Source organism: Acinetobacter sp. A22, from assembly GCF_030913345.1.
GTDB lineage: Bacteria > Pseudomonadota > Gammaproteobacteria > Pseudomonadales > Moraxellaceae > Acinetobacter > Acinetobacter junii.
In genome coordinates, this window is record NZ_CP133162.1 from 534,381 (window position 1) to 559,547 (window position 25,167).

Consider the following 25,167-nt stretch of genomic DNA (forward strand, 5'->3'; position numbering starts at 1 on the left):
CCATTTTTTTATTCCTCAGGGTAAGCGACTTTTTTAAGTGCTTTAATATCGGTTTTAGGTGAGCAAAGCGAGATAAACTCATAACCATAACCACGTAGTAAATGACCTTTTCTTACAGCAATCCACGTAGTGTTAGTACCAAAAATGTGAGTTTTTATTTGCTGTAAACGATAGTCACGTTCGGCATCATATGCGACATCATTGACGATCCCGACACCCATATTAAGTTCAACATAGGTTTTAATAACATCGGCATCTAACGCTGACATTACGATATCTGCATGCAAATGTGCATCTTCAAATGCTTTATCGATTTTTGAGCGACCTGTAAAACCTCCGTGATATGTAATCAACGGATACTCTGCTAAAAGATCGAGACTAATGTTGTCTAATTTCGTTAAAGGGTGGTCTTTAGGTGTAATAATACTGTGGTGCCATTCATAGTAAGGCACGCTTGCTAAGTTTTCCTCTGTGGTGAGAGATTCTGTCGCAATTCCAATATCAGCTTCAACTTGAAGTAGCATTTCAGCGATTTCAACAGGACTTGCTTGTTGTAAAACCAAATGCACTTTAGGAAAAAGCTTCTTAAATTGATTCACAATTGGAGGTAATACATAACGAGCTTGGGTGTGTGTTGTTGCAATCGTTAAAGTACCTTCATCAACTTTATTGAAATCGTCAGCAAGGCGTTTGATATTATCAGCATCAACTAACATGCGCTCGACAATACTCAATAGGGACTGTCCTGGTTCAGTGAGACCAAGTAATCGTTTACCTTTACGCACAAAAAGTTGTACGCCTAATTCATCTTCTAAATCTTTAATATGTTTACTGACACCAGATTGGGAGGTATAAAGTGCCGCTGAAGCTTCAGTTAAATTAAAGTTTTGACGAACTGTTTCTCGAATAATTCTGAGTTGTTGGAAGTTCATAATCATTATGTCCGCATATAGGATGAGGAACGGCTAAAGTTCCATATGGGTAGTTTAGCCGTCATCAAGTATTATTTTAAGCAACTTGCGTCGTTGGGTCTGCAAATAAATGAAGTTGAGCTGCACTAATCCAGACGGTTTGGTTTGGTCTGAATTGATGCAAATTAGCTTCTTCTACACTTAGTAAAATTTCGATAGTACGCCCACTACGATCTTGTAATTCAGCGATCACTCTACCTGCAATCCAGACTTCACGTAAAAAAGTCGCTTGAACAGTATTCGGTTGAGGCTGCGCATGAATATGTAATTCATTTGGTCGAGCAAAAGCGATGACTTTTCCTCGCGGTGCTTGCAAATGATTTGGTAGTTGAATGCGATCATCTCCGATACGAATAATACCGTCATGATGTTCACCTTCAAAACGATTTGCTTGACCTAAGAAATCAAATACAAATGGTGTCGCTGGTTTTTCATAAACTTCACGAGGCGAACCAATTTGTTCTACATCACCTTTATTCATGACAATGATTTGATCAGCAACTTCTAAAGCTTCCTCTTGGTCATGGGTTACAAAGATAGAGGTGATGTGCAATTCATCATGTAGTGTGCGCAACCAACGACGCAGTTCTTTACGAACTTTAGCATCTAATGCACCAAAAGGTTCATCCAGTAATAAAACACGAGGTTCAACTGCTAGAGCACGTGCTAAAGCGATACGTTGACGTTGACCGCCGGATAGTTGCGCAGGGTAACGATCAGCTAAAAAGCCAAGTTGAACTAAATCAAGTAAACGCGTAACTCGTTTTTTAATTTCAGCTTCTGATGGACGTGTTGCACGTGGGCGAACACGTAAACCAAAAGCAATATTGTCATAGACGGTCATGTGGCGAAATAAAGCGTAATGTTGGAAAACGAAACCAACTTGTCGCTCACGCACATGAATGTCAGTTGCATCTTCACCTTCAAGCAATACTTGCCCGCCATCGGCTGATTCTAAACCTGCAATAATTCGCAAAAGTGTTGTTTTTCCGCAGCCCGATGGACCAAGTAAAGCAACTAGCTCGCCCTCTGGGAAATCTAAAGAGATATTTTTAAGCGCGTGGAATGCGCCAAAGTGTTTTTCAATATTTTTAACTTGAATACTCATTTGTACATTCCTCAGTGGCTAGATGGATTATGTTGATGTTCGTTGCTTTGATCTTGGCGCATCTCTAACCAAGTTTTTAAAATCAAAGTGATGATTGCTAAGAATGCCAGTAAAGATGACACCGCAAATGCAGCACTGAAGGTATATTCGTTGTATAGAATTTCTACATGTAAAGGTAATGTGTTCGTTTCACCACGAATGTGTCCTGAAACGACCGATACAGCACCAAACTCACCCATTGCACGTGCATTACATAGAATCACACCATAGATCAATCCCCATTTAATATTTGGAAGTGTTACTTTCCAGAAAGTTTGCCAACCAGATGCACCAAGTACGATTGCAGCTTCTTCTTCTTCAGTACCTTGAGCTTCCATGAGCGGAATGAGTTCGCGTGCAACAAATGGAACAGTGATGAAAATAGTAGCTAAAACAATACCTGGAACGGCATATAGGATTTTGATGTCATTATCCATTAACCATCCGCCAACCCAACCTTGAGAGCCAAAAATTAACACAATCATTAAACCTGCTATCACAGGTGAAACTGAGAATGGCATGTCGATAATGGTGGTCAAAATGGCTTTACCACGGAACTGGAACTTAGCTACAGCCCAAGCTGCTGCAACACCAAATACAACGTTAATCGGTACAGCAATCGCAGCAGTGATTAAGGTGAGCTTTACAGCCGATAGCGTATCTGAGTCAGTCAATGCATTTACATAGACTTCTAGACCCTGCTTAAAAGCTTCGACAAAAACCAAAATTAAGGGCAGAACCAAGCAACTTAAGAAAAAGATTAATGCAATAGTAATTAGACTATAACGAACCCATGTCGGTTCTCGAGTGGCATCTCTTGCTTGTAATTTGAGTGCCAAAGCATTGCTGTTTGTATTCAAACTCATTGTGCAACTCTCCCTGTACGACGGCTTGCCCATGCTTGAACTAAATTAATTAAAAATAAGATGGCAAATGAGAGAATGAGCATGACTACAGCGATCGTTGTTGCGCCTGCATAATCATATTCTTCCAAACGAGAAATGATCATGAGGGGAGCAATCTCTGTTTTATAAGGTTGATTGCCTGCAATAAAGATGACAGAGCCATATTCACCAACACCACGAGCAAATGCCAAAGCAAATCCTGTCAGCAACGCTGGAAATAAAATTGGAAGTATGACTTTGGTAATGGTCTGCCAGCGATTTGCACCAAGTGCAGAAGCTGCTTCTTCTAATTCAGATTCAATATCGCTGAGAACTGGTTGTACTGTTCGAACAACAAAGGGTAATCCAATAAATATCAGGGCAAGAGTAATACCAATAGGGGTATATGCAACTTGAATCCCTAACGGTTCCAAATATTGACCAATCCAACCTGTTGGAGCATATAACGAGGTTAATGCAATCCCTGCAACAGCTGTTGGTAGGGCAAAAGGTAAATCGACTAATGCATCGACAATTCTTTTACCTGGAAAACTATAGCGAACTAAGCACCATGCCAATAATAATCCAAAAATCACATTCACTAGCGCAGCAATCAATGCCGCACTGAAACTAAGTTGCAGTGACTTTAGGATTCGTTCTGAAGTTAAGATTTCCCATAAACCATCCCATCCGATTCCTAAAGATCGGATAAATACAGCTGATAAAGGAATAAGCACAATCAAAGATACATAAGCGAGAGTAAAGCCTAATGAGAGACCAAACCCTGGCAGCACTCGGGAACGCTGCGACATGACATTTCCTCAAAGAGAAATATTTGCTAAATAAGCAAATAAACGAAACTAAAATCAAAAAATACGGTGAAGATGGGGCTAGGCAAATTTCATATTAAAATTTGCGACCTTCATTAGAGCGGTAGGTAAGCTCTTTTTTTCAGGTAATAAATAATTCAGGATCTCAGGGAATGGACCAAACCCTGAAGCAACATTGATGTGGCCAACAGGTCCTAAATTAATTGGTGTTAATTTCCATGATTCTGCGAGCTGTAAAGCATCGACATAACCAAGCCATGGATCATTCTCACTAATTAATAACGTCGTTGGCACATCAATACTGAGTCCATGAAAATATGCTTTATAGTCAGTTAGACTATGACGAGCGAAACCTGCTTCACCAAAACGTGCTGGATTTGCGGGTGCAACCAAAACTAAATTTTTTACTTGTACATTTAGTTCAGGGTGCTCGGCGAGAGCCGCTACACTGGTTAAGCATCCAAAACTATGAGCAACGATCTGAACAGGTTCATTAACGGATGAAACAGTTTTGACAAACTGATCAATCCACTCTTGCAAGACTGGACGATCCCAGTGTTTCTGTTGAACACGAGAACTAGACATGAGTTTTTGTTGTAGCCAAGACTGCCAGTGTTGAGCCTCGCTGCCACCTACACCAGGAACAATTACGGTATGAGTCATGTCTAATCTCCTTAGAATCCTTCCCTACCTTGCTTTATGAAAGTGAGGAAGTCCCTCTTAGAAAAAGTGGGACTTAGTTGGATTATTTACCTGTGCTATTGATCTTGACGATTTGGTCGAAAATTCCACCATTATCAAAATGGGTTTTTTGTACTTTTGCCCAACCACCGAATTCTTTATCGATTGTTACTAGTTTCAGTGGTTTGAATACATTGCTGTATTTCTTTAATACCGCGGCATTGCGAGGACGATAGAAATTACGCGCTGCAATTTCTTGACCAGCAGGAGAGTACAAGTAATTCAAATATCCGCGTGCAATTTGGGCGTTACCTTTTTTCTGAGCATTTTTTTCTACTACGGCAACAGGTGGTTCCGCTAAAATAGAAAGAGACGGTGTGATGATTTCGAATTTACCTGGTTGCTCTCGAACGGCAAGGAAAGCTTCATTTTCCCAAGCCAACAACACATCACCGATACCACGTTCAGCAAATGTAGTTGTTGCGCCGCGTGCTCCCGAATCCAACACTTTGGTTTGCTTATAAATTTGACGCACAAATTCTTGAGCTTTCGCGTGATTGCCGCCTTTTTGATGTTTTGCCCAAGCCCATGCACCTAAATAATTCCAGCGAGCACCACCCGAGGTCTTTGGATTTGGCGTGATGATTTCAACACCAGGTTTGACTAAATCACCCCAGTCTTTGATTTTCTTTGGGTTATCTTTTCGAACAAGGAATACAATCGTTGATGTATATGGCGTAGAGTTATTTGGTAATTTCTTTTGCCAGTCTGCTGGAACTAATTTTGCATTTTCAGCAATTTCATCAATATCAGCAGCAAGTGCTAGCGTTACGACATCAGCATTTAAACCATCCATGACAGCACGTGCTTGTTTGCCTGAGCCGCCGTGTGATTGTTTGAAGTCAATATCTTGTCCTGTGCGCTGTTTCCAGTAAGCACCGAATTGTTTATTGAAATCTGTATAGAGTTCACGTGTCGGATCATAAGACACATTTAAAAACTCTTGCGCAGCAAAAGAAGAAACTGAAAGTAATGCAGCAATTACACCGACTTTGACCTGAGATAAACGCATGGAGACCCCTCAAAAATTAAATCATTGTTTGGAATATGTACGCAGCATAACTGCAGTCTTTTTGCAAAAAAAATAATTAAAATCGAATTTGATATGAAAAATTAAGAAATACATAAAAGAGATAAGTTATGCTGAATAACTGATAAATAAGAAATTTTTATTTTATGAGTGAAGTTGTTATAATTATTTAAAATCAATAAGTTATTAAACTTAATAGCTTCTATGAATGTATCCTAAAGGATCTTTAACTTATGCAATGCTATAAAAATGGGCAGTTGATTGATTCAATTCCTTTATTAGATCGTGCGTTTCACTACGGTGATGGGTGTTTCACAACAGCAAGATTGGTGCACGGAGGCATGGAATTAAAAGAACTACATATTGCTCGTTTGAATTATGCTTGCAAAAAATTAGGTTTGGATGCTGATTTATCTTTTATAGACCAAGCACTAGATCAATTGTCAAAACATGGAAAAAAGTTGAATGGTACGTTGAAGGTTGTAATCAGTCGTGGAGAAGGTGACCGAGGATATAGTCTCCCTTTACACCCAGCTGATGTATATGTGTGGTTTTATCCCAAACAATGGCAACATTTAGAGCCTGAATGGATTGAAAGTGGTTTACTGAATCATGCTGTAGGTTTGCATATGCCTCATTTAGTTGGTTTGAAGACTTTGAATCGACTAGAGCAAGTTGTGTTGAAGCAAGAAGCAGATCAGCGAGGTTGGCTCGAAGCGTTAGTTACGGACGTGCAAGGGTATATTGTTGAAGGTGTAAGCAGTAATTGTTTTATTCGTATAAATGATCAATGGATTACTCCAGAACTTCGCTATAATGGCGTGCACGGTGTAATGCGTGCGCACATTCTATCTCGTATGCAACAAAATCATATTTCATGTGAACAACGTTGTATTGAAATGGATCAGATCGCGCATATCCAGAACATATTTTTCTGTAATGCTTTGCATCCGATGAAAGCTGTAGTTCGATTTCAAGATCGAACAATGCAGCAGCAACCGTATCTTGATTTATTTAATTCTTTAAAACTTAGCCAGATTGACTAAATATGCCAAAACCTCCGAATCCAAGCAAAACTAAGAAAAAGCCTAAATCCAAATCACAAGCTCAGTTTTCTATTAAGTTTTTTATCATTGCAGTCATCGCTTTTTTGATTGTGATCTTTGGTATTTTCTGGTCAAGTTTATTCAAGAATTATCCTGTTCAAAACAAAAAACAGCTTTTGGTCATTTCTTCTGGAGATACCTATTCTGGTTTTATTGACCGTTTAGCTGAAGAAAATAAAGTGAATTTTCCGATTCTTTTGAAACTCTATCAAAAGTTCATGATTCATGACACGATGAAAGCAGGTGTTTATGAAGTCACGCAGGGTATGAGTGTTCGTCAAGTTTTGGAAATGTTGTCGAATGCTGAAAATGCTCAAATGAATCGAATTTTAGTGATAGAAGGCACGACATTTAAACAACTGATTAACAACCTCAAAAAAGATTCAAATGTCACTAAAACAATATTGGATTTACCTCAGGATCAATTATTAAAAGAACTTGATATTCCTTATTCACATCCTGAAGGCTTGTTTGCACCAGATACATATTTCTTTGCCAAAGGCGAAACTGATAAAAAAATCTTAACGGATTTATATCATCGTCAAATGAAGTCTTTAGATGAAGCTTGGGCGAATAAAGCAGCCAATCTTCCTTATAAAGATAAATATGAAGCATTAATTATGGCTTCAATTATTGAAAAAGAAACCAGTTTAGATCGTGAGCTTGAGCAAGTTTCAGGTGTTTTTGTGCGTCGTTTAAAAATTGGTATGCGCTTACAAACCGATCCAACTGTAATTTATGGTATGGGGGATCGTTACACAGGTAATATCACACGTAATGATTTAAGGACACCAACCGCATATAACACTTATACAATTAATGGTTTACCGCCAACCCCAATTGCGTTACCAAGCAAAAAAGCGATTGAAGCAGCGATGCATCCAGACGATTCAAAAAATATTTATTTCGTCGCAACAGGAAATGGTGGACATAAATTTAGTGCTTCTCTAGCAGAGCATAATCGTGCAGTACAAGATTACTTGTCTGTACTCCGTTCAAAGAAAAATCAAGGTGAATGATGTTTATTAGTTTTGAAGGTACGGAAGGTGTAGGGAAAACCACTCTGATTCGTAAAATTCATCAGTACTTTGAACAGCAAGGTAAAGAAGTTGTACTGACCCGTGAGCCTGGTGGCACACCATTAGCAGAACAGATTCGTACATTATTATTGGCAGTAAATCATGATGAGCAAATGAGTCATGATACTGAGCTATTACTGATTTATGCTGCACGAGCTCAACATTTACAACAAGTGATTTTACCTGCATTAGCGGCGGGAAAAATTGTGTTGAGTGATCGTTTTACTGATGCCAGCTTTGCTTATCAGTGTGCTGGTCGTGGTTTAAGTCAGGAAAAGCTGCAATTGTTAAATCAAACTTTTGTGGCAAAAATGCCGAATATTACCTTTTGGTTGGATGCACCGATTGAGTTGGGCATGACCCGTGCTCGAGAGCGTGGTGCATTAGATCGTTTTGAACAAGAAAAATTGAGCTTCTTTGCCAAGGTACGTGCTGGTTATGAGACTTTATGGCAAGCAGAGCCTGAACGGATCAAGCGTTTGGATGCAACACAAAATGAGGATCTTGTATTTGAAGATGCTTTGCAGTATTTGAAGTAAATACGGTTATACACTCAACCTGCATGGTCGAAAAGTTTGGGTGATGTTTTGGTTTTATTTCTTATGCCTTACTTTTCAAAGATGAAAAGTAACAAAAATCCTTTGTTGAGCTGACGGTATATCCTTGATACCGCAGCTCAACGGGCGACATCCATGTCGCCTACCTCGATAGTAAATAATAACTATAAGTTATCTTGAAAATATCAAAAACTTGAAAGTATTACTCATTTACCAACGGCTGTTCCACCTTAAAGTTTGGTGGGGTTAACACTGTCTTACGAATTTCGTTTGAAAGCTCTGGGTAATCAAGCGTGTAATGCAAACCACGAGATTCCTTACGTTCCATCGCACAACGTACAATCATTTCAGAAACTAAAACGAGGTTACGCAATTCGATCAGGTTCTTACTGACTCGGTAATCTTGATAGTATTCATTGATTTCACGCTTCAACATCTCGATACGATGTAACGCACGTTGTAGACGTTTAGTCGTACGAACAATACCGACGTAGTTCCACATGGTTGAACGTAGTTCGTCCCAGTTTTGTAAGATCACAACATCTTCGTCAGCATCAGTAACCTGCGATTCATCCCAAGATGGTACGTTTGGAAACTCAAAGTTCAGATTATGTTTGCTTTGAATGTCTTCTGCTGCACTCATACCATAAACGAAACATTCAAGTAACGAGTTACTCGCCATACGATTTGCGCCGTGTAAACCTGTATAAGAAGTTTCACCAATCGCGTATAAACCATCGAGATCAGTTTGGCTATTAGAATCTACAACTACACCACCACAGGTATAGTGAGCAGCAGGAACAACAGGAATCATGTCTTTGGTAATATCAATTCCGAGTTCAAGCAAACGAGCATATAGCGTAGGGAAGTGTTCAATAATAAATTCAGGTGATTTATGTGTGATGTCTAACCACACATGACGAATACCTAGACGTTTGATTTCATGGTCGATGGTACGTGCCACAATATCGCGTGGCGCCAGTTCAGCGCGTTCGTCAAAACGAAGCATAAAACGCTCGCCGTCAGGTAGACGTAAGTACGCACCTTCACCACGCATTGCTTCAGTAATTAAGAAAGAGCGTGCTTTAGGGTGGTATAAACACGTTGGGTGGAATTGATTAAACTCCATGTTTGCTACACGACAACCAGCACGATACGCCATCGCAATACCATCACCTGTAGCAATATCTGGATTAGATGTATAGAGATATGCCTTCATTGCACCGCCACATGCTAATGCAGTAAAAGGTGCTAAGAAAGTATGAACTTGCTCAGTCTTTTCATTAAGAGCATATAAACCTATTGCACGGTTGGTTTGATCTAGATGACCAAGTTTGTGCAAGGTAATAAGATCAATTGCAATGTAGTTTTCAAAGATAGTGATATTTTTACGTTCTTTCGCACGTTCAACTAGGGTCGTTGAAATGGCTTTACCAGTTGCATCAGCCGAGTGAATGATTCGACGCTGCGAATGGCCACCCTCACGGGTGAGATGAAGTTGTTCATCATCGTCTAGAGTGAACTGGACACCTTGTTTTAATAAGAAATTTACAGAAGGCTTACCACCTTCAACCGTATGTTTGACAGCATCTAACTCACAAAGATGTCCGCCTGCAATCATAGTGTCATTAATATGTTGTTGAATCGAATCAGTCTCATCCAATACCGCAGCAACACCACCTTGAGCATAGTAAGTGCTAGCTTCAGTTAGTTCAGCCTTAGCTAAGATTGCAATGTTATAATGATGAGGTAAAGAAAGTGCGAGACTTAAACCTGCACCACCACTGCCTACAATAATCACGTCAAAATGATGAATTGTTTCTAAATCAGGCATGTCGATCTGCTTCAATATCAAACGTTCGCTAATGACACCGCTTTTTTGTAAAAAAGGCAAGTGCTATTCTGCTTAGAATTGCGCGAATTTTTAGCGAATAACCAGATAATTAGTCTATATGCCAAGAATTAAACTTTTCACACAGATTGAACATAAGTTACGTGAAGCAACATGGTTTTAATTTCTATTTAAGTAATTCAATAGAAACTCAAGAGGTAATTAGGAAGAATATATTTCTCCACATTTTCTCCATAATTTTATTTTTAAATTTGTTTGTATACCCCGAAAATACAAACATTTTTTAACGAAATAAAAATGTAGCTTATGATAAAACATTAGCTTAAATTTCTATTCCATCATCAGTATGTAGGTTCTTGCTTCTATGAAAAGTCGATATATACAACAAGGATTGTTCACTGCGGTATTTACAGTAGCAGCTGTACAAGTAAATGCTGCGTCACCAGTAGATTTTTCAAACCTCGTAGAACAGGTTAGTCCTGCGGTAGTGAGTGTAAATGTTGTCAAGAAAATGACTCAGGAAGAGTTATTACAGCAACAAGTACCCGAAATACTACGTCGTTTTTTTGGTAATCAGATCATTATCCCACAGCAGCAGGGACCACAAGAAAAAACTGCCTACGGCAGCGCATTTTTCATTAGTAAAGATGGTTATTTAGTTACCAACCATCATGTAATTGAGAATGCATCCAGAATTAGTATCACCCTAAATGATCGTCGTGAACTCGATGCAACCTTAGTGGGAAGTGACGAGCGAACAGATGTTGCTGTTCTCAAAGTGAATGGCAATAATTTTCCTGAATTAAAAATTGGTGATGTGAATCGACTCAAAGTTGGTGAGCCTGTTCTCGCGATTGGTTCGCCATTTGGTTTTGATTATTCAGCTTCAGCTGGAATTGTAAGTGCAAAGTCTCGAAATATGAGTGGTGAAACTTCTGTTCCTTTTATTCAAACTGATGCCGCTTTAAATCCAGGTAACTCTGGTGGTCCTTTGTTCAATCAACAAGGTGAAGTGATTGGTGTTAACTCGCGTATCTTCAGTGGAACTGGAGGTTATATGGGATTGTCATTCTCTATTCCTATTGATGTTGCGATGGATGTTGTTCAGCAATTAAAAGTGAATGGTAAAGTGACACGTTCTTATCTTGGTGTGATGTTGCAAGATATTGATCGTAACCTAGCAGAGGCTTATAAATTACCAAAACCTGAAGGTTCTCTCATCACACAAGTTACACCTAAATCGCCAGCTCAAAAAGCAGGTCTGAAGTCGGGTGATGTGATTTTGAAAATTAATGGAAATTCAATTCTGCGCACAAGTGATTTGTTAAATGTGCTTAATCGGGTAGCACCGAACCAAACGATTCAATTAGATGTTTTAAGAGATGATAGAACTCGTACTATATCGGCAACACTTGGCACCGCGCCAGATGATACGCCAGCTGCAGAAGATAAGAATAATCCAACAAGTGGTTTAGGGATGAGTATCCGTAATTTAACTCAAGCAGAGCAAACTCGCTTGGATGTTAATGGTGGAATTCTAGTTCAAGATGTTAAGCGTGGTGGATTAGCATCATTGTCTAATATCGTCGCGGGTGATGTGATTATTCAGGTGAACGGAACTCCGATTACAAACAGTCAGATGTTTGCAAAAACGGTAGCTGCTTTACCAAAAAATAGTGTTGCGCGAGTTGCAATTATTCGCCAAGGGCAACGTGCAATTTTAGGTTTACGCTTACCTTAAATAAGATTAATGGTCTTGAAACCACCCAAATTTTGGGTGGTTTTTATTTTTGAAATTGGAACTAGATTGCACTAGTGTATGCCATGATCGTTGAATTTAGTGATTAATAAGTAATATGAGCACAATTTTTGATTTAAAAATTCAAGTAGAAGCTAAGCATATAGATGTATTGGGTCATGTTAACAATGTGATATATGTCCAATGGATGCAAGATGTAGCTGCAGCACATATCGAAGCTTTAGGTTTGGGGTTAAAACAGTATTTTGAACTTAAGCATGCGATGGTGGCAGTCGAGCATCATGTCCAATATCGGAAAGCTGCGCTTGAAGGTGAAGAAATTATTTTAAGAACTTGGCTAGACGATCTAAATGCACTTTATTCATTTCGTCAGTACGCATTTTATCGACCTAAAGATCAAAGCATTATTTTTATGGGTAATACTAAGTGGGCTTGTATTGAAATTTCGACAGGGCGTCCAAAACGTATGTCACCAAGCTTCACACAAGCATATCAACCTATTTCCGCTCAGCTCGATCCTATGGATTTCTCAGTTTTATACCATCAAGTGGATTAAGTTACTTCGCGAGTAAGCTAAAGCGATAGGTTTTGAAAGCAAGATAATTATTTTGAATACTTTAAAATTGGCTTCTGTTATAATCGGCAACAATTTTGTTAAACCGTTTTGGCTTATAGCAACTAAAAAGTTATGAGCGTTCAATATTCTCAAGGTAACCCATGGCGCAAGCTAAAAAATCCGTAGATATCAAAAATATACGAAATTTCTCGATCATTGCTCATATTGACCATGGTAAGTCCACTTTGGCTGACCGTTTTATTCAAATGTGTGGTGGTTTGCAAGATCGTGAAATGCAAGCACAAGTACTGGATTCAATGGAGCTCGAGCGCGAACGTGGGATTACCATTAAAGCTGCATCCGTTACTTTGTACTACACACATCCAAATGGTCAAGAATATCAGCTTAACTTTATTGATACGCCAGGCCACGTAGATTTCTCATATGAAGTGTCACGTTCTTTAGCTGCTTGTGAAGGTGCATTACTGGTGGTCGATGCTGCACAGGGTGTTGAGGCTCAGTCTGTAGCGAACTGTTATACAGCAATTGAGCAGGGCTTGGAGGTATTACCAATCTTAAATAAGATTGATCTTCCACAAGCTGAGCCAGAGCGTGTTATTCACGAGATTGAAGAAATCATTGGTATTGAAGCAACTGATGCTCCAACATGTTCAGCAAAAACTGGCTTGGGTGTAGAAGGTGTTTTAGAGCGTTTGGTTGACGTTATTCCAGCACCTGAAGGTGATCGTGAAGCTCCATTACAAGCTTTAATCATTGATTCATGGTTTGATAATTATCTCGGTGTGGTTTCACTTGTTCGTATCAAACAAGGTCGTATCCGCAAAGGCGATAAAATGCTAGTGAAATCGACTGGTCAAACACATCCAGTTACTTCAGTTGGTGTTTTCAATCCTAAGCATACTGAGACCGATATCCTAGAAGCTGGTGAAGTAGGTTTCGTTATTGCGGGGATTAAGGATATTTTTGGTGCACCAGTAGGTGATACCATTACTTTATCATCGACACCTGATGTTGCCACTCTACCAGGTTTCAAAAAGGTTAAACCGCAAGTTTATGCTGGGCTTTTCCCAATTGATTCTAGCGACTTTGAACCATTCCGTGAAGCATTACAAAAGCTGCAAATTAACGACTCGGCATTGTTTTTTGAACCTGAAAGCTCAGATGCATTAGGTTTCGGATTCCGTTGCGGCTTCCTTGGTATGTTGCATATGGAAATCGTACAGGAACGTTTAGAGCGTGAGTATGATTTAGATTTAATCAGTTCAGCACCTACTGTAATTTATGAAGCACTCACCAAAAAAGGTGAAACCATCTATATCGACAGTCCATCAAAAATGCCAGATGGATCAACAGTCGAAGATTTGCGTGAACCAATTGCAGAATGTCATATTCTTGTTCCTCAAGAGTATCTAGGTAATGTGATGACTTTGTGTGTAGAGCGTCGTGGTGTGCAAAAGGATATGAAATTCCTTGGAAACCAAGTGTCTATCACATTTGAAATCCCAATGGCTGAAGTGGTAATGGACTTCTTTGATCGATTGAAGTCTTGCTCACGTGGTTTTGCATCGCTCGATTACAACTTCGTACGTTTTGAGAGTTCATCTTTAGTTAAGGTTGATGTATTAATTAATGGTGAGAAAGTTGATGCTTTAGCGATGATTTGTCATCGTCAGGATGCTCGCCATCGCGGAATCGCTTTGGTTGAAAAGATGAAGGATTTGATCCCTCGTCAAATGTTCGATGTTGCAATTCAGGCAGCGATTGGTGCACAAATTATTGCTCGTTCTACTGTAAAAGCGATGCGTAAAAACGTATTGGCAAAATGTTACGGTGGTGACGTGTCTCGTAAGAAGAAATTACTTTCAAAACAGAAAGAAGGTAAGAAGCGCATGAAGCAGGTGGGAAGTGTTGAAATCCCACAAGAAGCTTTCTTAGCTGTATTGAAAGTCGAACGATAAAGAAATAATTAGGACTCACCCATGGATTTTGATTTTAATTTGATTTTAGTACCTGCCACACTGATTTTTTTTCTAGTGTGGTTGCTTGATAAGTTTGTATTTAAACAGCGTGCAAATAAAGGTCGTGATCAGGAAAATTTTATTATCACATGGGCCTATGACTTCTGGCCAGTTTTAGCTGTTGTTTTGGTTTTACGTTCATTCTTATATGAGCCATTTAATATTCCTTCAGACTCTATGGTGCCAACCTTAGAGACTGGGGATTTTATTTTGGTCAACAAATTTGATTATGGCGTGCGTCTACCAATTGTGAACTCAAAAGTACTCGATGTTGGTGAGCCAAATCGTGGGGAAGTAATTGTTTTTAGATACCCTCCACAGCCCACAATTAGCTATATTAAGCGTGTAGTTGGATTACCTGGAGACCATATCCAGTTTAAATCTGGGCAATTGATTATCAATGGTAAACAAATAGCCAAAGTTGCCACTGAAGTAAATCGAGCAAAAGATCAATTAGAAACACCGACTGTGTATTATTTTAAAGAGACTTTGGGTGAGCATCAGCATTTAATTCGTTATCTAGATGGGCGTAACCCACTAGCAGAACAATATCAATTCGCTCAGTTAAAAGGTGCTGAAGCTTTAGTACCATTTGTTGCAAAAGCAAATGACGTATTCATTCAAAGTAATGGTCAGGATTGGGAGGTAACTGTACCGAAAGGGCAATACTTCGCAATGGGTGATAACCGTGATCAAAGTGCGGACAGTCGTTTTTGGGGATTTGTACCGGAAGAAAATTTAACTGGACGAGCATTCTATATTTGGATGCATAAAGAGCCTGGTTTTAATCTTCCAAGTTTTAACCGAAATGGTAAGATTGATTAATAAAAACACATAGGAAATATAAAATGCGTAAATCTCAGCAAGGGGCTTCGTATATTGCTATTTTATTTGGGGTGGTTCTTTTTGCAATTGCAGTTAAAGCTGCCATTGCGATATGGCCAGCGTATTGGGACGATAAAATCATCAATACTCAAATCGAAGGTGTATTAAAGGATAGTCCAGAAAATATCACACCAGCAAAGTTTGCTCAGCAAATGGATCAACGTCTAGATATGAATGGCGTTCGGGATTTGAGATTTAAAGATGTTGCAATCGTGACTTATAAAGATGATTTAATCGTTAAGAAAAAGTATGAAGTGCGTAAGCCTTTCATGCTTAATATTAGTTTAGTTATGACTTTTGAGAAGACTTTTGACCAAAAATCTGCCAAACAACAAGCTGAATGACGCTCGACTACAGAATCGAATAGGTCATCAGTTTCAACAATTTGATTTGTTAAAACTGGCATTGACTCATCGTTCTGTGAGCCATAAGCATAACTATGAGCGCCTAGAATTTCTAGGCGATTCATTATTAGGGATGATCATCGCTAATTATCTTTATCACACATATCCTAAAGAGAATGAAGGACGTTTAACGCGAATGCGTGCGACTTTGGTCCGTCAAGAAGCTTTGGGGAAAATTGCGAATGACCTACAGCTGAGTCGGTCATTAATCTTAAGTACAGGTGAGCTAAAATCAGGTGGACATCATCGAGAGTCTATTTTGGCTGATACTGTGGAAGCAATTATTGGTGCGATTTATTTAGATAGTAATGACCTAAATCTACTGCAAAGCATTGTGTTAAAATGGTATGAGCCTTATCTAGATCATATCGAACCGACAGATCAGCTCAAAGATCCGAAATCACGCCTGCAAGAGTATTTACAAGCACGTAAAAAACCTCTCCCAGTTTACGAGGTTGTAGATATTCAAGGTGATGCACCTAACCAACATTTCAAAGTTGAATGCAATGTTGAAGGGATGCCAAAATTTATTGGTGAGGGCTCAAGTCGGCGTTTTGCTGAACAAACTGCAGCAGCCGAAATTTTAAAATTATTGGAGCAATAACCGAATGTCTCATTCAAATGAAAATAAGCCAGATGCAATTGAGTCGCAAGATGGTAATAATTTAATTGATCAGTTCTTTAGCTCGCAAGGGACAACAATTCCTTCCGACTTTAAAAGCGGTTTCGTTGCAATTGTGGGTCGTCCTAATGTTGGTAAATCGACATTAATGAATCACTTGTTAGGTCAAAAGCTTTCGATCACTTCACGTAAGCCACAAACGACACGTCATAAAATTGTCGGTATTGATTCACGTGAGAAATCTCAGGCTGTATTTGTAGATACACCTGGGATGCACAAAAAAGAAGTGCGTGCGATTAATAAAATGATGAATCGTGCTGCACATTCAGCATTACGAGATGTGAATCTAGTTTTATTTGTGGTCGATGCTCAAAAATGGACTCAAAATGATGAGTTGGTTTTAGAGAAACTTAAGAATGCAGAAATGCCAGTCATTCTGGTGATCAATAAGCTAGATACTTTTGAAAATAAGAATGAAGCTCTACCATTAATTCGTGAACGTGCCAAATTAATGGACTTTGCTGAAATTGTTCCAGTGTCGGCACTACGTGGTGCTAATCTAGAACATTTACGTGACACTATTGAAAAATATTTGCCTTATCAAGCCCCTTTATATTCATTAGACCAAATTACCGATCGTTCTGAACGTTTTCTTGCGAGTGAAATTATTCGTGAGAAAATTATGCGTCAGTTGGGTGAAGAACTTCCATATGATTTAACGGTACAAATTGAATCGTTTAAAACAGAAGAAGCGACAGTAAATGAAAAAACTGGTCGTCTAAAGCCACCTTGTACTTATATTGATGCAACGATTTTTGTCGAGCGCCAAGGTCAAAAAGCAATTGTCATCGGAGACAAAGGTGCGAAACTAAAAAGTATTGGTATGGATGCACGTACAGACATGGAAAAAATGTTTGAACAAAAGATCATGTTGACGCTTTGGGTGAAAGTTAAAGGCGGATGGTCTGATGATGAGCGTGCGCTCAAAAGCTTGGGTTATAGTGACATCTAAGCAATAATGTACAAGGGAACAGGTATGAAAAAATCAATACATGTATTTGCTATCCTGATGTGTGTATTCATGTTGCAAGGTTGTATTCACAAACTTGTAACCGTACCTGTTAAAGTTGCCTATAAGACCACTAAAGGTGTTGTAAAAGGCACTGCTGCTGTAGTTGGTGCAGTCATTCCTGATGGTGATGATGAAGAGCAGAAAGACAATGGGGAAGACAAGGACTGATCTTGTCATATGATGCGCAATGAAGTTCTACATGGTTATTTAATTCACCATCGTAAATACCGTGAAAAAAGTCATATTGTGCATTTGTTTACACAAGAATATGGGCGCGTGGATGGAATTTTAAGGCAAACGCCTCCTCCACAATACCAGCCAATTCGCTTACAAGCTTCAGGTAAGTCGGAACTCAAAAATTTCACTAAATTAGAAATTCTAAATCAGCCTGTTTTTTTTCATGGTGATGCTTTTTTTGCTGGATTTTATTTAAATGAAATTGTATTGCGTTTATGTCCCCTAGAAGAAGCCATGTCGCAAACTTTTCAACAATACCAAGTGATATTGTTGCAGTTACAACAATTAGCTTCACATCCGCAAGCCTCAGTATTTTTGAAACAGATTTTACGTAAATTTGAACATGTTCTATTGCAAGAACTTGGTTATGCAATAGATTTTTCGATTGATGCAAATCAACAAGAAATTCTTGCTTTTCAGCATTACCAATTTCAACTGAATGATGGTTTTATGCCTGTTGCACAAGCATCTAGATCTACGTTAGAAGGACGTTTAATCGCATCGATGCAAAGTTATGAGCTTGGACAGGATTTTGCTAACGAGCAATTGCAATTATTGAGTAAACTATATCGTCAGATGATTAGCGCATTATTGGGCGATCGCCCTTTAAAAAGTCGGCAATTGTGGATTCAAAATACTCAATCTTAATTCTCTTGAGGCAGTATCTGAACTGCTTTGTGTAATAACCTATAGGATATTTTTATGGCTGCAATATTGGGTGTAAATATTGATCATGTTGCGACATTAAGACAAGCACGTGGTACTACTTATCCTGATCCAGTTCAAGCTGCTTTAATCTGTGAAGAAGCAGGCGCTGAGGGGATCACTTTGCATTTGCGTGAAGACCGTCGTCATATACAAGATGATGATGTTCGTCGTATGCGTCCTTTATTGAAAACGCGTATGAATCTTGAATTGGCTGTTACCGATGAAATGGTTGAGTTTGCCAAAGAAATTAAACCACAACATGTATGTTTTGTTCCAGAGCGTCGCCAAGAAGTAACGACTGAGGGGGGCTTGGATGTGGTAGGTCATTTTGATAAAGTCAAAGCGGCTACTGAGGCACTCAAAGCGATTGGTAGTGATATTTCTTTATTTATTGATGCTGATTTTGCTCAAATTGATGCTGCAGTAGCATGCGGTGCTCCAACCATTGAGATTCATACGGGTGCTTATGCTGATGCTGAAACTGAAGCAGAACAACATGCTGAATTGGAACGCATTATCAAAGGTGCTGAATATGCAGCAGCTAAAGGGTTAGTTGTGAATGCAGGACATGGTTTGAACCTAAATAATGTTGCACCCATTGCTGCGATTCCACAAATTCATGAACTCAATATTGGGCACTCAATTATTTCGGATAGTATATTTGTAGGTTTAGCCCAAGCAGTCAAAGATATGAAAGCAGCAATTCAGGCGGCTGAGAGATAATTGGATGAGCAATTTAAACTACGATGAGTTAATGCAACCTGTTATTGATTTCTTAGGGTGTACGACTCCTCCAGCTTGGTTAGATGAAGCTGTTAATCACTTAGATATCTTAATGCAAGACCATGCGAATTGTGAAAAAAAGGCTGCGGGAACAGCGATGAATTTAATGTTCCGTTATAGTTTCTTTACTGACCTGCAAGTAAAGTTAGCACAATTAGTTCGTGAAGAAATGCTGCACTATGAGCAAGTGTTAGAGTTCATGACTAAGCGTGGTTTAGAATGGAAAGGCTTAAGTGCGGGGCGGTATGCGGGGGAATTACGCAAAGAAATTCGTACTTATGAACCTGAAGCTTTGATTGATGTGATGATCATTGGTGCATTCGTTGAGGCACGTTCTTGTGAGCGATTTTACTCACTCGCACCGAAGGTTGATGATGAGTTGGGGCGTTATTATCGATATTTGCTTAAGTCAGAGTCTCGTCATTTTGAAGATTATTTAGCGCTGGCTTTAGATGTAGCTAAAACAGCAAAATTGAAAGACCCTGAAGAGAATATTCAGAAGCGTATTGATCATATACGTGAGGTTGAAAAGAATTTAATTTTAAGCCCAGATGATACTTTCCGTTTTCATAGTGGTGTTCCTGCAAATATTGCTGCTTAAAAAATGAATTGATCAAGATGCCTCTAGAAATAGGGGCATTTAAATTTTATATTTGCAATAAAAAAGCCTTTATCAAAGATAAAGGCTTTTTGAATCTTGGCTCTCCCACCTGGGCTCGAACCAGGGACCTGCGGATTAACAGTCCGTCGCTCTACCGACTGAGCTATGGGAGAATCTGAGTGCCATTATAGGCGGCTTTTAAAATCGGTCAAGCGAAAAACATCAAGTTTCTTATATTTTGATGTTGGATGCTTTTTATTTGCACAGTTGAGCAAAGTCTATAAAAAAAACTTGAATTTTGATGAGGCTGTTGTTAGATTTTGATTTAACAAAAGTGTTTAGATCAGTCTAAACAGTGTGGATTTAACCCAACTTGCCAGCACTAAAATGGCTAAATCGGAGGTCGAAATGACTACTCTTTGTATTGAATCTATTTTTTCTAATTTTTCTTTCTATAAGCAAAATTATCTCAATATAATTAACGATCCTTCCCAATATTATCAAGTCGTAGAAAGCGCAAATATTCATTTCGCAAGTTTTAGTGATGAGCGCTTATATTTAGGTGATTTATTACAACTTTGGCTAAGTGATAAATGGACTGAGCATCAGCTTAAGACCTTAGCAAAATCGCATTATTTGTTGCCAACACAAGATGGGGTAAATGGTCAAAACTCTTTATTTCTTTTCGCTTTTAAAAAGAATAGTTTATTTAAACAAGCCTATGCATATGCTTGGAATACTTTAGAAAATAAAGTCCAAAAAATTGCTTTGAACGAAAGTTTCCCTTTCTATTGTCATTATTTGACATTAAGTCGTCCAAAACGTGTTTAAAATTTCTGAAATAAAAAAGACCTGTACAAGACAGGTCTTTTTTATTTTTTAATATTTAAGCTATTTTCTCTGCTTCAATAGAAGCAATTGCAGCATCAACGCCTTCGATTGAATCAGCAGCATTTTTAATACGCGTTAGAGCATCTACCAACACTTCATCCGCAGTTGCATATGAAATACGCATAAAGCCACCTAAACCAAATGCATCACCTGGTACAACAGCTACACCAGTTTCTTCGAGCAACCATTCAGAAAACTCTGTGCAAGATTTTAAGCCTTTAGCACGAATCAATGGGCGAATGTTTGCGTATGCGTAGAATGCACCATCTGCTGGTAAGCAAGAAATACCTTTGATTTCATTCAGACCATTCACAACTAAGTCATGGCGACGCTTAAATGCTTCAATCATAGGTTGAAGGACGTCTTGTGGACCATTTAATGCGGCTTCAGCTGCAACTTGTGAAATTGAAGTTGGGTTCGATGTAGATTGTGATTGAATGTTTTTCATCGCACCGATTAGTTTTGCTGGACCTGCAGCATAACCAATACGCCAGCCTGTCATTGCATAAGCTTTAGATACGCCATTGAGTACGATAGTGCGGTCGTATAAATCAGGAGCAATCGTCGCAATGTTATAGAATTCATCTTCCCAACGGATTGGTTCATACATATCATCTGATGCAATTAAAACTTGCGGATGACGGCGTAGAACGTCAGCAAGAGCTTCTAACTCAGCTTTGGTATAAATCATACCTGTTGGGTTTGAAGGACTATTAAGTACTAACAAACGAGTATTTGGTGTGATCGCAGCTTCTAATTGTTCAGGTGTGATTTTGAAGCGTTGTTCTTCACCACATTTTACAATCACTGGTGTACCTTCAGCGATGATCACCATATCTGGATAACTTACCCAAAATGGTGCAGGGATGATGACTTCATCACCTTTATTTAAGAGCGCAAGAGCCAAATTAAAGAAACTTTGCTTACCACCACAAGATACTAAAATCTGGTTAGGTTGATAATCTAAATTGTTATCACGTTTTAATTTCGCAATAATCGCCTTTTTTAAGCTTGGAGTGCCGTCAACTGCTGTGTATTTTGTAAAGCCTTTGTTAATCGCTTCAATTGCTGCATCTTTGATGTGTTGAGGTGTATCAAAGTCTGGTTCGCCTGCACCTAAACCAATCACGTTTTTACCAGCAGCTTTAAGCTCTGCAGCTTTATTCGTAACTGCTAGTGTAGGGGACGGTTTGATAGCCTTTACACGATCAGATAGACGTACGTCCACGGCATTATTCCTTCTTATGGGATTAAAAAATAAAAAGCATTATATTTTAGCTCAAATAAGCTGAGGTGTGGTCGAAAGTTGCCTTAATCGAATAAAAAGTTACCAAATACTGGAGATTTATAGGATTTTTTTTTACATATTTTATTTTTATCAAAATATCAAAAATCCTTTACAATAGCCGCTAGAAATTTAGATTTCGAGAGAATTTTAATGAGTACGCAACAACCAAAAGCCAAAAAAGCTTTGGTGAAATTACCTTTCCCGATGCCATCTGCGCAAGATGACTCAGATGAGCAGTCAACACACAATCAGGTGAGACCAAAACCTGAGCAGTATGCTGATCGTACTTGGATGCCACCACGTGGCACACGTCGCTCAATGGGCAAGCGTTAATCAAGTCACAGTGTGATTGAAATAAAAAACCTCGCAGCTTGCGAGGTTTTTTTATAATGGTTCTATCTATTAACGATAAATGGTAACTGAGCTTACGATATTACTACTAGAAGCGTAAGTCATATTAGTACCTGAAATATTTTTGACACTGTATTTGGTATTGCTCGTAAATCGGCTGATATTACCACTGTTCAATTGGCATTGACCTTGTGAATTTGTCGTGCAATTTACTGATGTTCCTCCAATACTAAAACCTCCACTTACTGTCGCATTTGCGATAGGTAAATTGTTTGAATCAGTCACAGTTGCGATGACATTAGCGCGCCATGTTCCTAACTTTGAAACGATTACAGAAGAACCAGTTAATTGGCTAATTCTAACAATCGAAGTCGGAGTAGTCGGCTGAGTTACGCTCGACACAGTGTTGTAAAGAAGCTTATTTGGACTACCAGCAACGTTTAATACAACATTCGCAGTAGCAGAACTGAGTAACTGAGTTATTATTGTTTGAACAGTCGCTGTAGGGGAGCTTTCTAATAAAGTTGCAACGACACCAGCCACATGAGGTGATGCTATCGACGTACCATTTAAATTGGCTGTCGCTGTGTTGCTACCAATCCATGCTGATGCAATATTGCTACCTGGTGCAAATAAGTCTACGCAGCTTCCGTAGTTTGAATAACTTGCACGATTATCACTACTGTCTGTTGCTGCAACTGTAATTGCTTTTGCCGCTCGTGCAGGTGAGCTATTACATGCATCGGTATTTGAATTACCTGCAGCCACTACAGTAACGAAACCGTTATTCACAAGATTATCAACAGCAGTATCTAATGTGCTGTAGGCACTACCACCCAGTGACATATTCACAACAGCGGGTTTGCGACCATTTTGAATAATCCAATCTAAGCCTGAGATCACACCACTCATTGCACCAGAGCCATTACAGTCCAGAACGCGCACTGGGGTGATAAGACTATTTTTAGCTACACCATATGTGGTGCCTGCTAAAGTTCCAGCTACATGTGTGCCATGACCATCACAATCTTCTGTCCCTCGACCATCATTGATCGCACTAAAACCATTTTGAATTCTGCCTGTAAATTCCTGATGTGTTGACAAGATTCCTGTGTCTACAACATAGGTATTAACACCTGCACCAGTATTTTCATAACTGAAGCTTTTGCTGAGTGGTAGATTATTTTGATCAATTCGATCCAAGCCCCATGAAGGATTTGACTGAGTGGTTAGATTAGTTTGTATGACAGCATCTTGCTCAATGAAATTAACCTGAGGATTTCTTTGCATTGCTTGAATAAATTGCTCACTTGCTGTTTCAGGAATACTGATCGCAAAGCCGCGAACTGCTTTTGAATAAACAAATAGAATTTTTCCACCAAATTGTTGAGCGATATTTTTGGCAGCTGTACTCGGTAACTCGGATAATGGATTTAAAACCACAATATATTGATTTTTAATCGGTGTATTTGAATTTGTTGGGGCTTGAATCGTGCTTTTTAATTTGGGTGTTGCGACTGATAATGGAGTTGTAGATAGAGAGTTTGTTGTACTTTGATTGATCGAGTTGGTTTTAACTGGAGCAGTTGGATTTGTATTGCTTTGATTAAACGCAGCATAACTTAAAGCCATGATCGAAATTGCAGATGTTGCAACAATAAATTTACGAGATTGAGCTTTCATTCAGATGTCCCTATTGATTAAGTTTAATCACACAATCTGATCCTTATTATGTGTGCTTTTTATTCATCAGATGTTGATTATAGGCGGATAAAGTATGAAAGTAATAAGTCAGTGTGATGAAGCTAAAATTTTTTGTAATAATATTGATGTAAATCAAATATGTACGCAGCAATGTGTGTCAGTTATCGAATAGAGAACCATGTAAACCAAATCTTGTATTTGTCATTATTGTGGGATTTGGTTTAGCTGATCTTATCAATTAACGATTTACACTATGATCAATTCGGATATCTCCATTCCATAGGTGAATGAAGTCATCTTCATCAAATTCGTATAGTTCCATCAATGCAATAATCGTCCCAATGAAAATCATCGGTTTTTCGTCATTTTCATCAAAATTAAATAAGCTAGATAAATGTTTGAGCGTATCGTTAATTTCATATTCACGACCACGATCATACCGATCACATGGGTACATCGGTTCTTTTAAAATTTGTAATGCAATTTGTTGCTGTTCAGGTGACAACGAAGTCGTGTTGAGAGCTTCTTCATAAGATTCATAACCGTATTCATCAAAAAAAATAACTTCATTTTTGATAAAAGCTTTCACCCATTCTTGAGTCAATGTTGGGAAAAGTCTTTTGCGGTCAGGTTCTAAATAGGGTTTGAAGGATTGTGGGAAAATCACATTATTTGAAATGCCTTCAAACAACGGTGCAATTTCCGAAAATTTATAACCCGCACTTCCACATCCAAGTGCGGTCACAAAATACTTCATTTTGGGATGATTTTTCGTATAAATTTTAAAATCATTAACGTAATGTTCGATCTGTGGAAGAGGCATTTGTTGCAAATGTTCATTGAGCGTTGGAATAGCAAAACTTTGACCAGCCCAACCACGACCAACACCTTTTACCGCCGCAAAATGTTGTGCAGCTATACGTGCAGCTCCAGTATCATGAATACCTGCTAAATTACTTCCAAAAACAAAAACAGTGTCTTCTGGAAGCTCTGTAATGATTGTTTCGTCATGGTATTGATATGTCATTGGAATTCGTATTTTGCGTTGTCGTTGCAACCATGTTGCTATT

General features: G+C 38.8%; 26 protein-coding genes and 1 tRNA gene. 16 read left to right on the plus strand and 11 right to left on the minus strand.

The annotated features are described in order from the left end of the window. Positions 1 to 8: 8 nt before the first annotated feature. From Q9Q86_RS02750 to Q9Q86_RS02775, 6 genes are all read right to left on the minus strand, one after another. Positions 9 to 932 carry a CysB family HTH-type transcriptional regulator gene (locus Q9Q86_RS02750; protein WP_112986828.1) on the minus strand — a complete coding sequence of 308 codons (924 nt, stop codon included), beginning with the start codon at positions 930 to 932 and terminating at the stop codon, positions 9 to 11. Positions 933 to 1,008: 76 nt separating this feature from the next. Further along, positions 1,009 to 2,079: a sulfate/molybdate ABC transporter ATP-binding protein gene (locus tag Q9Q86_RS02755; protein WP_112986796.1), complete on the minus strand. Its 1,071-nt coding sequence runs from the start codon at positions 2,077 to 2,079 to the stop codon at positions 1,009 to 1,011. Between the two features lie 11 nt (positions 2,080 to 2,090). Beyond that, on the minus strand, positions 2,091 to 2,984 hold the full coding sequence (gene cysW, locus Q9Q86_RS02760) for a sulfate ABC transporter permease subunit CysW (protein ID WP_112986797.1): 894 nt from the start codon (positions 2,982 to 2,984) through the stop codon (positions 2,091 to 2,093). Then, a complete protein-coding gene (gene cysT, locus Q9Q86_RS02765; RefSeq protein ID WP_004913489.1) occupies positions 2,981 to 3,814 on the minus strand; it encodes a sulfate ABC transporter permease subunit CysT in 834 nt (277 codons plus the stop codon). Before cysT ends, cysW begins: the two co-directional genes overlap by 4 nt. Positions 3,815 to 3,892: 78 nt before the next feature. After that, positions 3,893 to 4,495 (minus strand): alpha/beta hydrolase, encoded by a 603-nt coding sequence (locus Q9Q86_RS02770; RefSeq protein ID WP_112986798.1) that lies wholly within the window; start codon positions 4,493 to 4,495, stop codon positions 3,893 to 3,895. A gap of 82 nt (positions 4,496 to 4,577) precedes the next feature. Further along, positions 4,578 to 5,585, minus strand: a complete 1,008-nt coding sequence (locus Q9Q86_RS02775) for a sulfate ABC transporter substrate-binding protein (RefSeq protein WP_112986799.1) — start codon at positions 5,583 to 5,585, stop codon at positions 4,578 to 4,580. 251 nt (positions 5,586 to 5,836) lie between these two features. Here Q9Q86_RS02775 and pabC point away from each other — a divergent pair, with 251 nt between their 5' ends. From pabC to tmk, 3 genes are read left to right on the plus strand one after another with little or no spacing between them, the layout of a single operon-like run. Continuing rightward, positions 5,837 to 6,649 (plus strand): aminodeoxychorismate lyase, encoded by an 813-nt coding sequence (pabC, locus tag Q9Q86_RS02780; protein WP_112986800.1) that lies wholly within the window; start codon positions 5,837 to 5,839, stop codon positions 6,647 to 6,649. Positions 6,650 to 6,651: 2 nt separating this feature from the next. Continuing rightward, entirely contained in the window at positions 6,652 to 7,728 is a 1,077-nt protein-coding gene (gene mltG, locus Q9Q86_RS02785; protein ID WP_112986801.1) for an endolytic transglycosylase MltG, read from the plus strand. Then, positions 7,728 to 8,327 (plus strand): dTMP kinase, encoded by a 600-nt coding sequence (tmk, locus tag Q9Q86_RS02790; protein WP_112986802.1) that lies wholly within the window; start codon positions 7,728 to 7,730, stop codon positions 8,325 to 8,327. Before mltG ends, tmk begins: the two co-directional genes overlap by 1 nt. Before the next feature lie 220 nt (positions 8,328 to 8,547). Here the strand turns inward: tmk and nadB are convergent, their stop codons facing one another. Next, the gene (gene nadB, locus Q9Q86_RS02795) at positions 8,548 to 10,185 is read right to left on the minus strand and encodes an L-aspartate oxidase (protein ID WP_171065690.1); all 1,638 of its coding nucleotides are present in this window, start codon (positions 10,183 to 10,185) and stop codon (positions 8,548 to 8,550) included. Between the two features lie 376 nt (positions 10,186 to 10,561). On the opposite strand from nadB, the gene Q9Q86_RS02800 reads away from it, so the two are divergent. The 11 genes from Q9Q86_RS02800 to Q9Q86_RS02850 all read left to right on the plus strand — a co-directional run bounded on the left by Q9Q86_RS02800 (position 10,562) and on the right by Q9Q86_RS02850 (position 19,863). Next, the gene (locus Q9Q86_RS02800; protein WP_112986803.1) at positions 10,562 to 11,938 is read left to right on the plus strand and encodes a Do family serine endopeptidase; all 1,377 of its coding nucleotides are present in this window, start codon (positions 10,562 to 10,564) and stop codon (positions 11,936 to 11,938) included. Between the two features lie 115 nt (positions 11,939 to 12,053). Next, positions 12,054 to 12,512 (plus strand): thioesterase family protein, encoded by a 459-nt coding sequence (locus Q9Q86_RS02805; protein WP_112986804.1) that lies wholly within the window; start codon positions 12,054 to 12,056, stop codon positions 12,510 to 12,512. Between the two features lie 161 nt (positions 12,513 to 12,673). Further along, the gene (gene lepA, locus Q9Q86_RS02810) at positions 12,674 to 14,491 is read left to right on the plus strand and encodes a translation elongation factor 4 (RefSeq protein ID WP_004913460.1); all 1,818 of its coding nucleotides are present in this window, start codon (positions 12,674 to 12,676) and stop codon (positions 14,489 to 14,491) included. 21 nt (positions 14,492 to 14,512) lie between these two features. After that, a complete protein-coding gene (lepB, locus tag Q9Q86_RS02815) occupies positions 14,513 to 15,376 on the plus strand; it encodes a signal peptidase I (RefSeq protein WP_112986805.1) in 864 nt (287 codons plus the stop codon). A gap of 23 nt (positions 15,377 to 15,399) precedes the next feature. Further along, on the plus strand, positions 15,400 to 15,780 hold the full coding sequence (locus Q9Q86_RS02820) for a DUF4845 domain-containing protein (RefSeq protein WP_004959732.1): 381 nt from the start codon (positions 15,400 to 15,402) through the stop codon (positions 15,778 to 15,780). Then, positions 15,746 to 16,444: a ribonuclease III gene (gene rnc / locus Q9Q86_RS02825; RefSeq protein WP_004913454.1), complete on the plus strand. Its 699-nt coding sequence runs from the start codon at positions 15,746 to 15,748 to the stop codon at positions 16,442 to 16,444. Before Q9Q86_RS02820 ends, rnc begins: the two co-directional genes overlap by 35 nt. A gap of 4 nt (positions 16,445 to 16,448) precedes the next feature. Then, on the plus strand, positions 16,449 to 17,474 hold the full coding sequence (gene era, locus Q9Q86_RS02830) for a GTPase Era (RefSeq protein WP_004953081.1): 1,026 nt from the start codon (positions 16,449 to 16,451) through the stop codon (positions 17,472 to 17,474). A 24-nt stretch (positions 17,475 to 17,498) separates the two neighbouring features. Beyond that, the gene (locus Q9Q86_RS02835; RefSeq protein ID WP_004913449.1) at positions 17,499 to 17,702 is read left to right on the plus strand and encodes an NF038104 family lipoprotein; all 204 of its coding nucleotides are present in this window, start codon (positions 17,499 to 17,501) and stop codon (positions 17,700 to 17,702) included. Between the two features lie 9 nt (positions 17,703 to 17,711). Beyond that, entirely contained in the window at positions 17,712 to 18,419 is a 708-nt protein-coding gene (locus Q9Q86_RS02840; RefSeq protein WP_112986806.1) for a DNA repair protein RecO, read from the plus strand. A 54-nt stretch (positions 18,420 to 18,473) separates the two neighbouring features. Next, on the plus strand, positions 18,474 to 19,202 hold the full coding sequence (pdxJ, locus tag Q9Q86_RS02845; protein WP_112986807.1) for a pyridoxine 5'-phosphate synthase: 729 nt from the start codon (positions 18,474 to 18,476) through the stop codon (positions 19,200 to 19,202). 4 nt (positions 19,203 to 19,206) lie between these two features. Beyond that, positions 19,207 to 19,863: a tRNA-(ms[2]io[6]A)-hydroxylase gene (locus Q9Q86_RS02850; protein ID WP_112986808.1), complete on the plus strand. Its 657-nt coding sequence runs from the start codon at positions 19,207 to 19,209 to the stop codon at positions 19,861 to 19,863. A gap of 97 nt (positions 19,864 to 19,960) precedes the next feature. On the opposite strand, the gene Q9Q86_RS02855 is transcribed toward Q9Q86_RS02850, so the two are convergent. Further along, positions 19,961 to 20,036 (minus strand) — tRNA-Asn (locus Q9Q86_RS02855). Positions 20,037 to 20,271: 235 nt separating this feature from the next. Between Q9Q86_RS02855 and Q9Q86_RS02860 the strand changes: the two genes are divergently transcribed. Next, positions 20,272 to 20,694: a hypothetical protein gene (locus Q9Q86_RS02860; protein WP_112986809.1), complete on the plus strand. Its 423-nt coding sequence runs from the start codon at positions 20,272 to 20,274 to the stop codon at positions 20,692 to 20,694. A 55-nt stretch (positions 20,695 to 20,749) separates the two neighbouring features. On the opposite strand, the gene Q9Q86_RS02865 is transcribed toward Q9Q86_RS02860, so the two are convergent. Continuing rightward, entirely contained in the window at positions 20,750 to 21,982 is a 1,233-nt protein-coding gene (locus Q9Q86_RS02865; protein ID WP_112986810.1) for a pyridoxal phosphate-dependent aminotransferase, read from the minus strand. A 210-nt stretch (positions 21,983 to 22,192) separates the two neighbouring features. Between Q9Q86_RS02865 and Q9Q86_RS02870 the strand changes: the two genes are divergently transcribed. Beyond that, complete coding sequence (locus tag Q9Q86_RS02870) at positions 22,193 to 22,375, plus strand: hypothetical protein (RefSeq protein WP_004913435.1); 183 nt, start codon at positions 22,193 to 22,195, stop codon at positions 22,373 to 22,375. Between the two features lie 69 nt (positions 22,376 to 22,444). Here the strand turns inward: Q9Q86_RS02870 and Q9Q86_RS02875 are convergent, their stop codons facing one another. Then, positions 22,445 to 24,076: a S8 family peptidase gene (locus tag Q9Q86_RS02875; RefSeq protein ID WP_112986811.1), complete on the minus strand. Its 1,632-nt coding sequence runs from the start codon at positions 24,074 to 24,076 to the stop codon at positions 22,445 to 22,447. Between the two features lie 259 nt (positions 24,077 to 24,335). Then, positions 24,336 to 25,124, minus strand: a complete 789-nt coding sequence (locus Q9Q86_RS02880; protein WP_087540049.1) for a hypothetical protein — start codon at positions 25,122 to 25,124, stop codon at positions 24,336 to 24,338. Between the last annotated feature and the right edge of the window lie 43 nt (positions 25,125 to 25,167).

Coding starts and splice junctions, on each gene's coding strand:
- Q9Q86_RS02750 (WP_112986828.1), bottom strand. CDS start 932: ATGAACTTCCAACAACTCAGAATTATTCGAGAAACAGTTCGTCAAAAC.
- Q9Q86_RS02755 (WP_112986796.1), bottom strand. CDS start 2,079: ATGAGTATTCAAGTTAAAAATATTGAAAAACACTTTGGCGCATTCCAC.
- cysW (WP_112986797.1), bottom strand. CDS start 2,984: ATGAGTTTGAATACAAACAGCAATGCTTTGGCACTCAAATTACAAGCA.
- cysT (WP_004913489.1), bottom strand. CDS start 3,814: ATGTCGCAGCGTTCCCGAGTGCTGCCAGGGTTTGGTCTCTCATTAGGC.
- Q9Q86_RS02770 (WP_112986798.1), bottom strand. CDS start 4,495: ATGACTCATACCGTAATTGTTCCTGGTGTAGGTGGCAGCGAGGCTCAA.
- Q9Q86_RS02775 (WP_112986799.1), bottom strand. CDS start 5,585: ATGCGTTTATCTCAGGTCAAAGTCGGTGTAATTGCTGCATTACTTTCA.
- pabC (WP_112986800.1), top strand. CDS start 5,837: ATGCAATGCTATAAAAATGGGCAGTTGATTGATTCAATTCCTTTATTA.
- mltG (WP_112986801.1), top strand. CDS start 6,652: ATGCCAAAACCTCCGAATCCAAGCAAAACTAAGAAAAAGCCTAAATCC.
- tmk (WP_112986802.1), top strand. CDS start 7,728: ATGTTTATTAGTTTTGAAGGTACGGAAGGTGTAGGGAAAACCACTCTG.
- Q9Q86_RS02800 (WP_112986803.1), top strand. CDS start 10,562: ATGAAAAGTCGATATATACAACAAGGATTGTTCACTGCGGTATTTACA.
- Q9Q86_RS02805 (WP_112986804.1), top strand. CDS start 12,054: ATGAGCACAATTTTTGATTTAAAAATTCAAGTAGAAGCTAAGCATATA.
- lepA (WP_004913460.1), top strand. CDS start 12,674: ATGGCGCAAGCTAAAAAATCCGTAGATATCAAAAATATACGAAATTTC.
- lepB (WP_112986805.1), top strand. CDS start 14,513: ATGGATTTTGATTTTAATTTGATTTTAGTACCTGCCACACTGATTTTT.
- Q9Q86_RS02820 (WP_004959732.1), top strand. CDS start 15,400: ATGCGTAAATCTCAGCAAGGGGCTTCGTATATTGCTATTTTATTTGGG.
- era (WP_004953081.1), top strand. CDS start 16,449: ATGTCTCATTCAAATGAAAATAAGCCAGATGCAATTGAGTCGCAAGAT.
- Q9Q86_RS02835 (WP_004913449.1), top strand. CDS start 17,499: ATGAAAAAATCAATACATGTATTTGCTATCCTGATGTGTGTATTCATG.
- Q9Q86_RS02840 (WP_112986806.1), top strand. CDS start 17,712: ATGATGCGCAATGAAGTTCTACATGGTTATTTAATTCACCATCGTAAA.
- pdxJ (WP_112986807.1), top strand. CDS start 18,474: ATGGCTGCAATATTGGGTGTAAATATTGATCATGTTGCGACATTAAGA.
- Q9Q86_RS02850 (WP_112986808.1), top strand. CDS start 19,207: ATGAGCAATTTAAACTACGATGAGTTAATGCAACCTGTTATTGATTTC.
- Q9Q86_RS02860 (WP_112986809.1), top strand. CDS start 20,272: ATGACTACTCTTTGTATTGAATCTATTTTTTCTAATTTTTCTTTCTAT.
- Q9Q86_RS02870 (WP_004913435.1), top strand. CDS start 22,193: ATGAGTACGCAACAACCAAAAGCCAAAAAAGCTTTGGTGAAATTACCT.
- Q9Q86_RS02875 (WP_112986811.1), bottom strand. CDS start 24,076: ATGAAAGCTCAATCTCGTAAATTTATTGTTGCAACATCTGCAATTTCG.
- Q9Q86_RS02880 (WP_087540049.1), bottom strand. CDS start 25,124: ATGACATATCAATACCATGACGAAACAATCATTACAGAGCTTCCAGAA.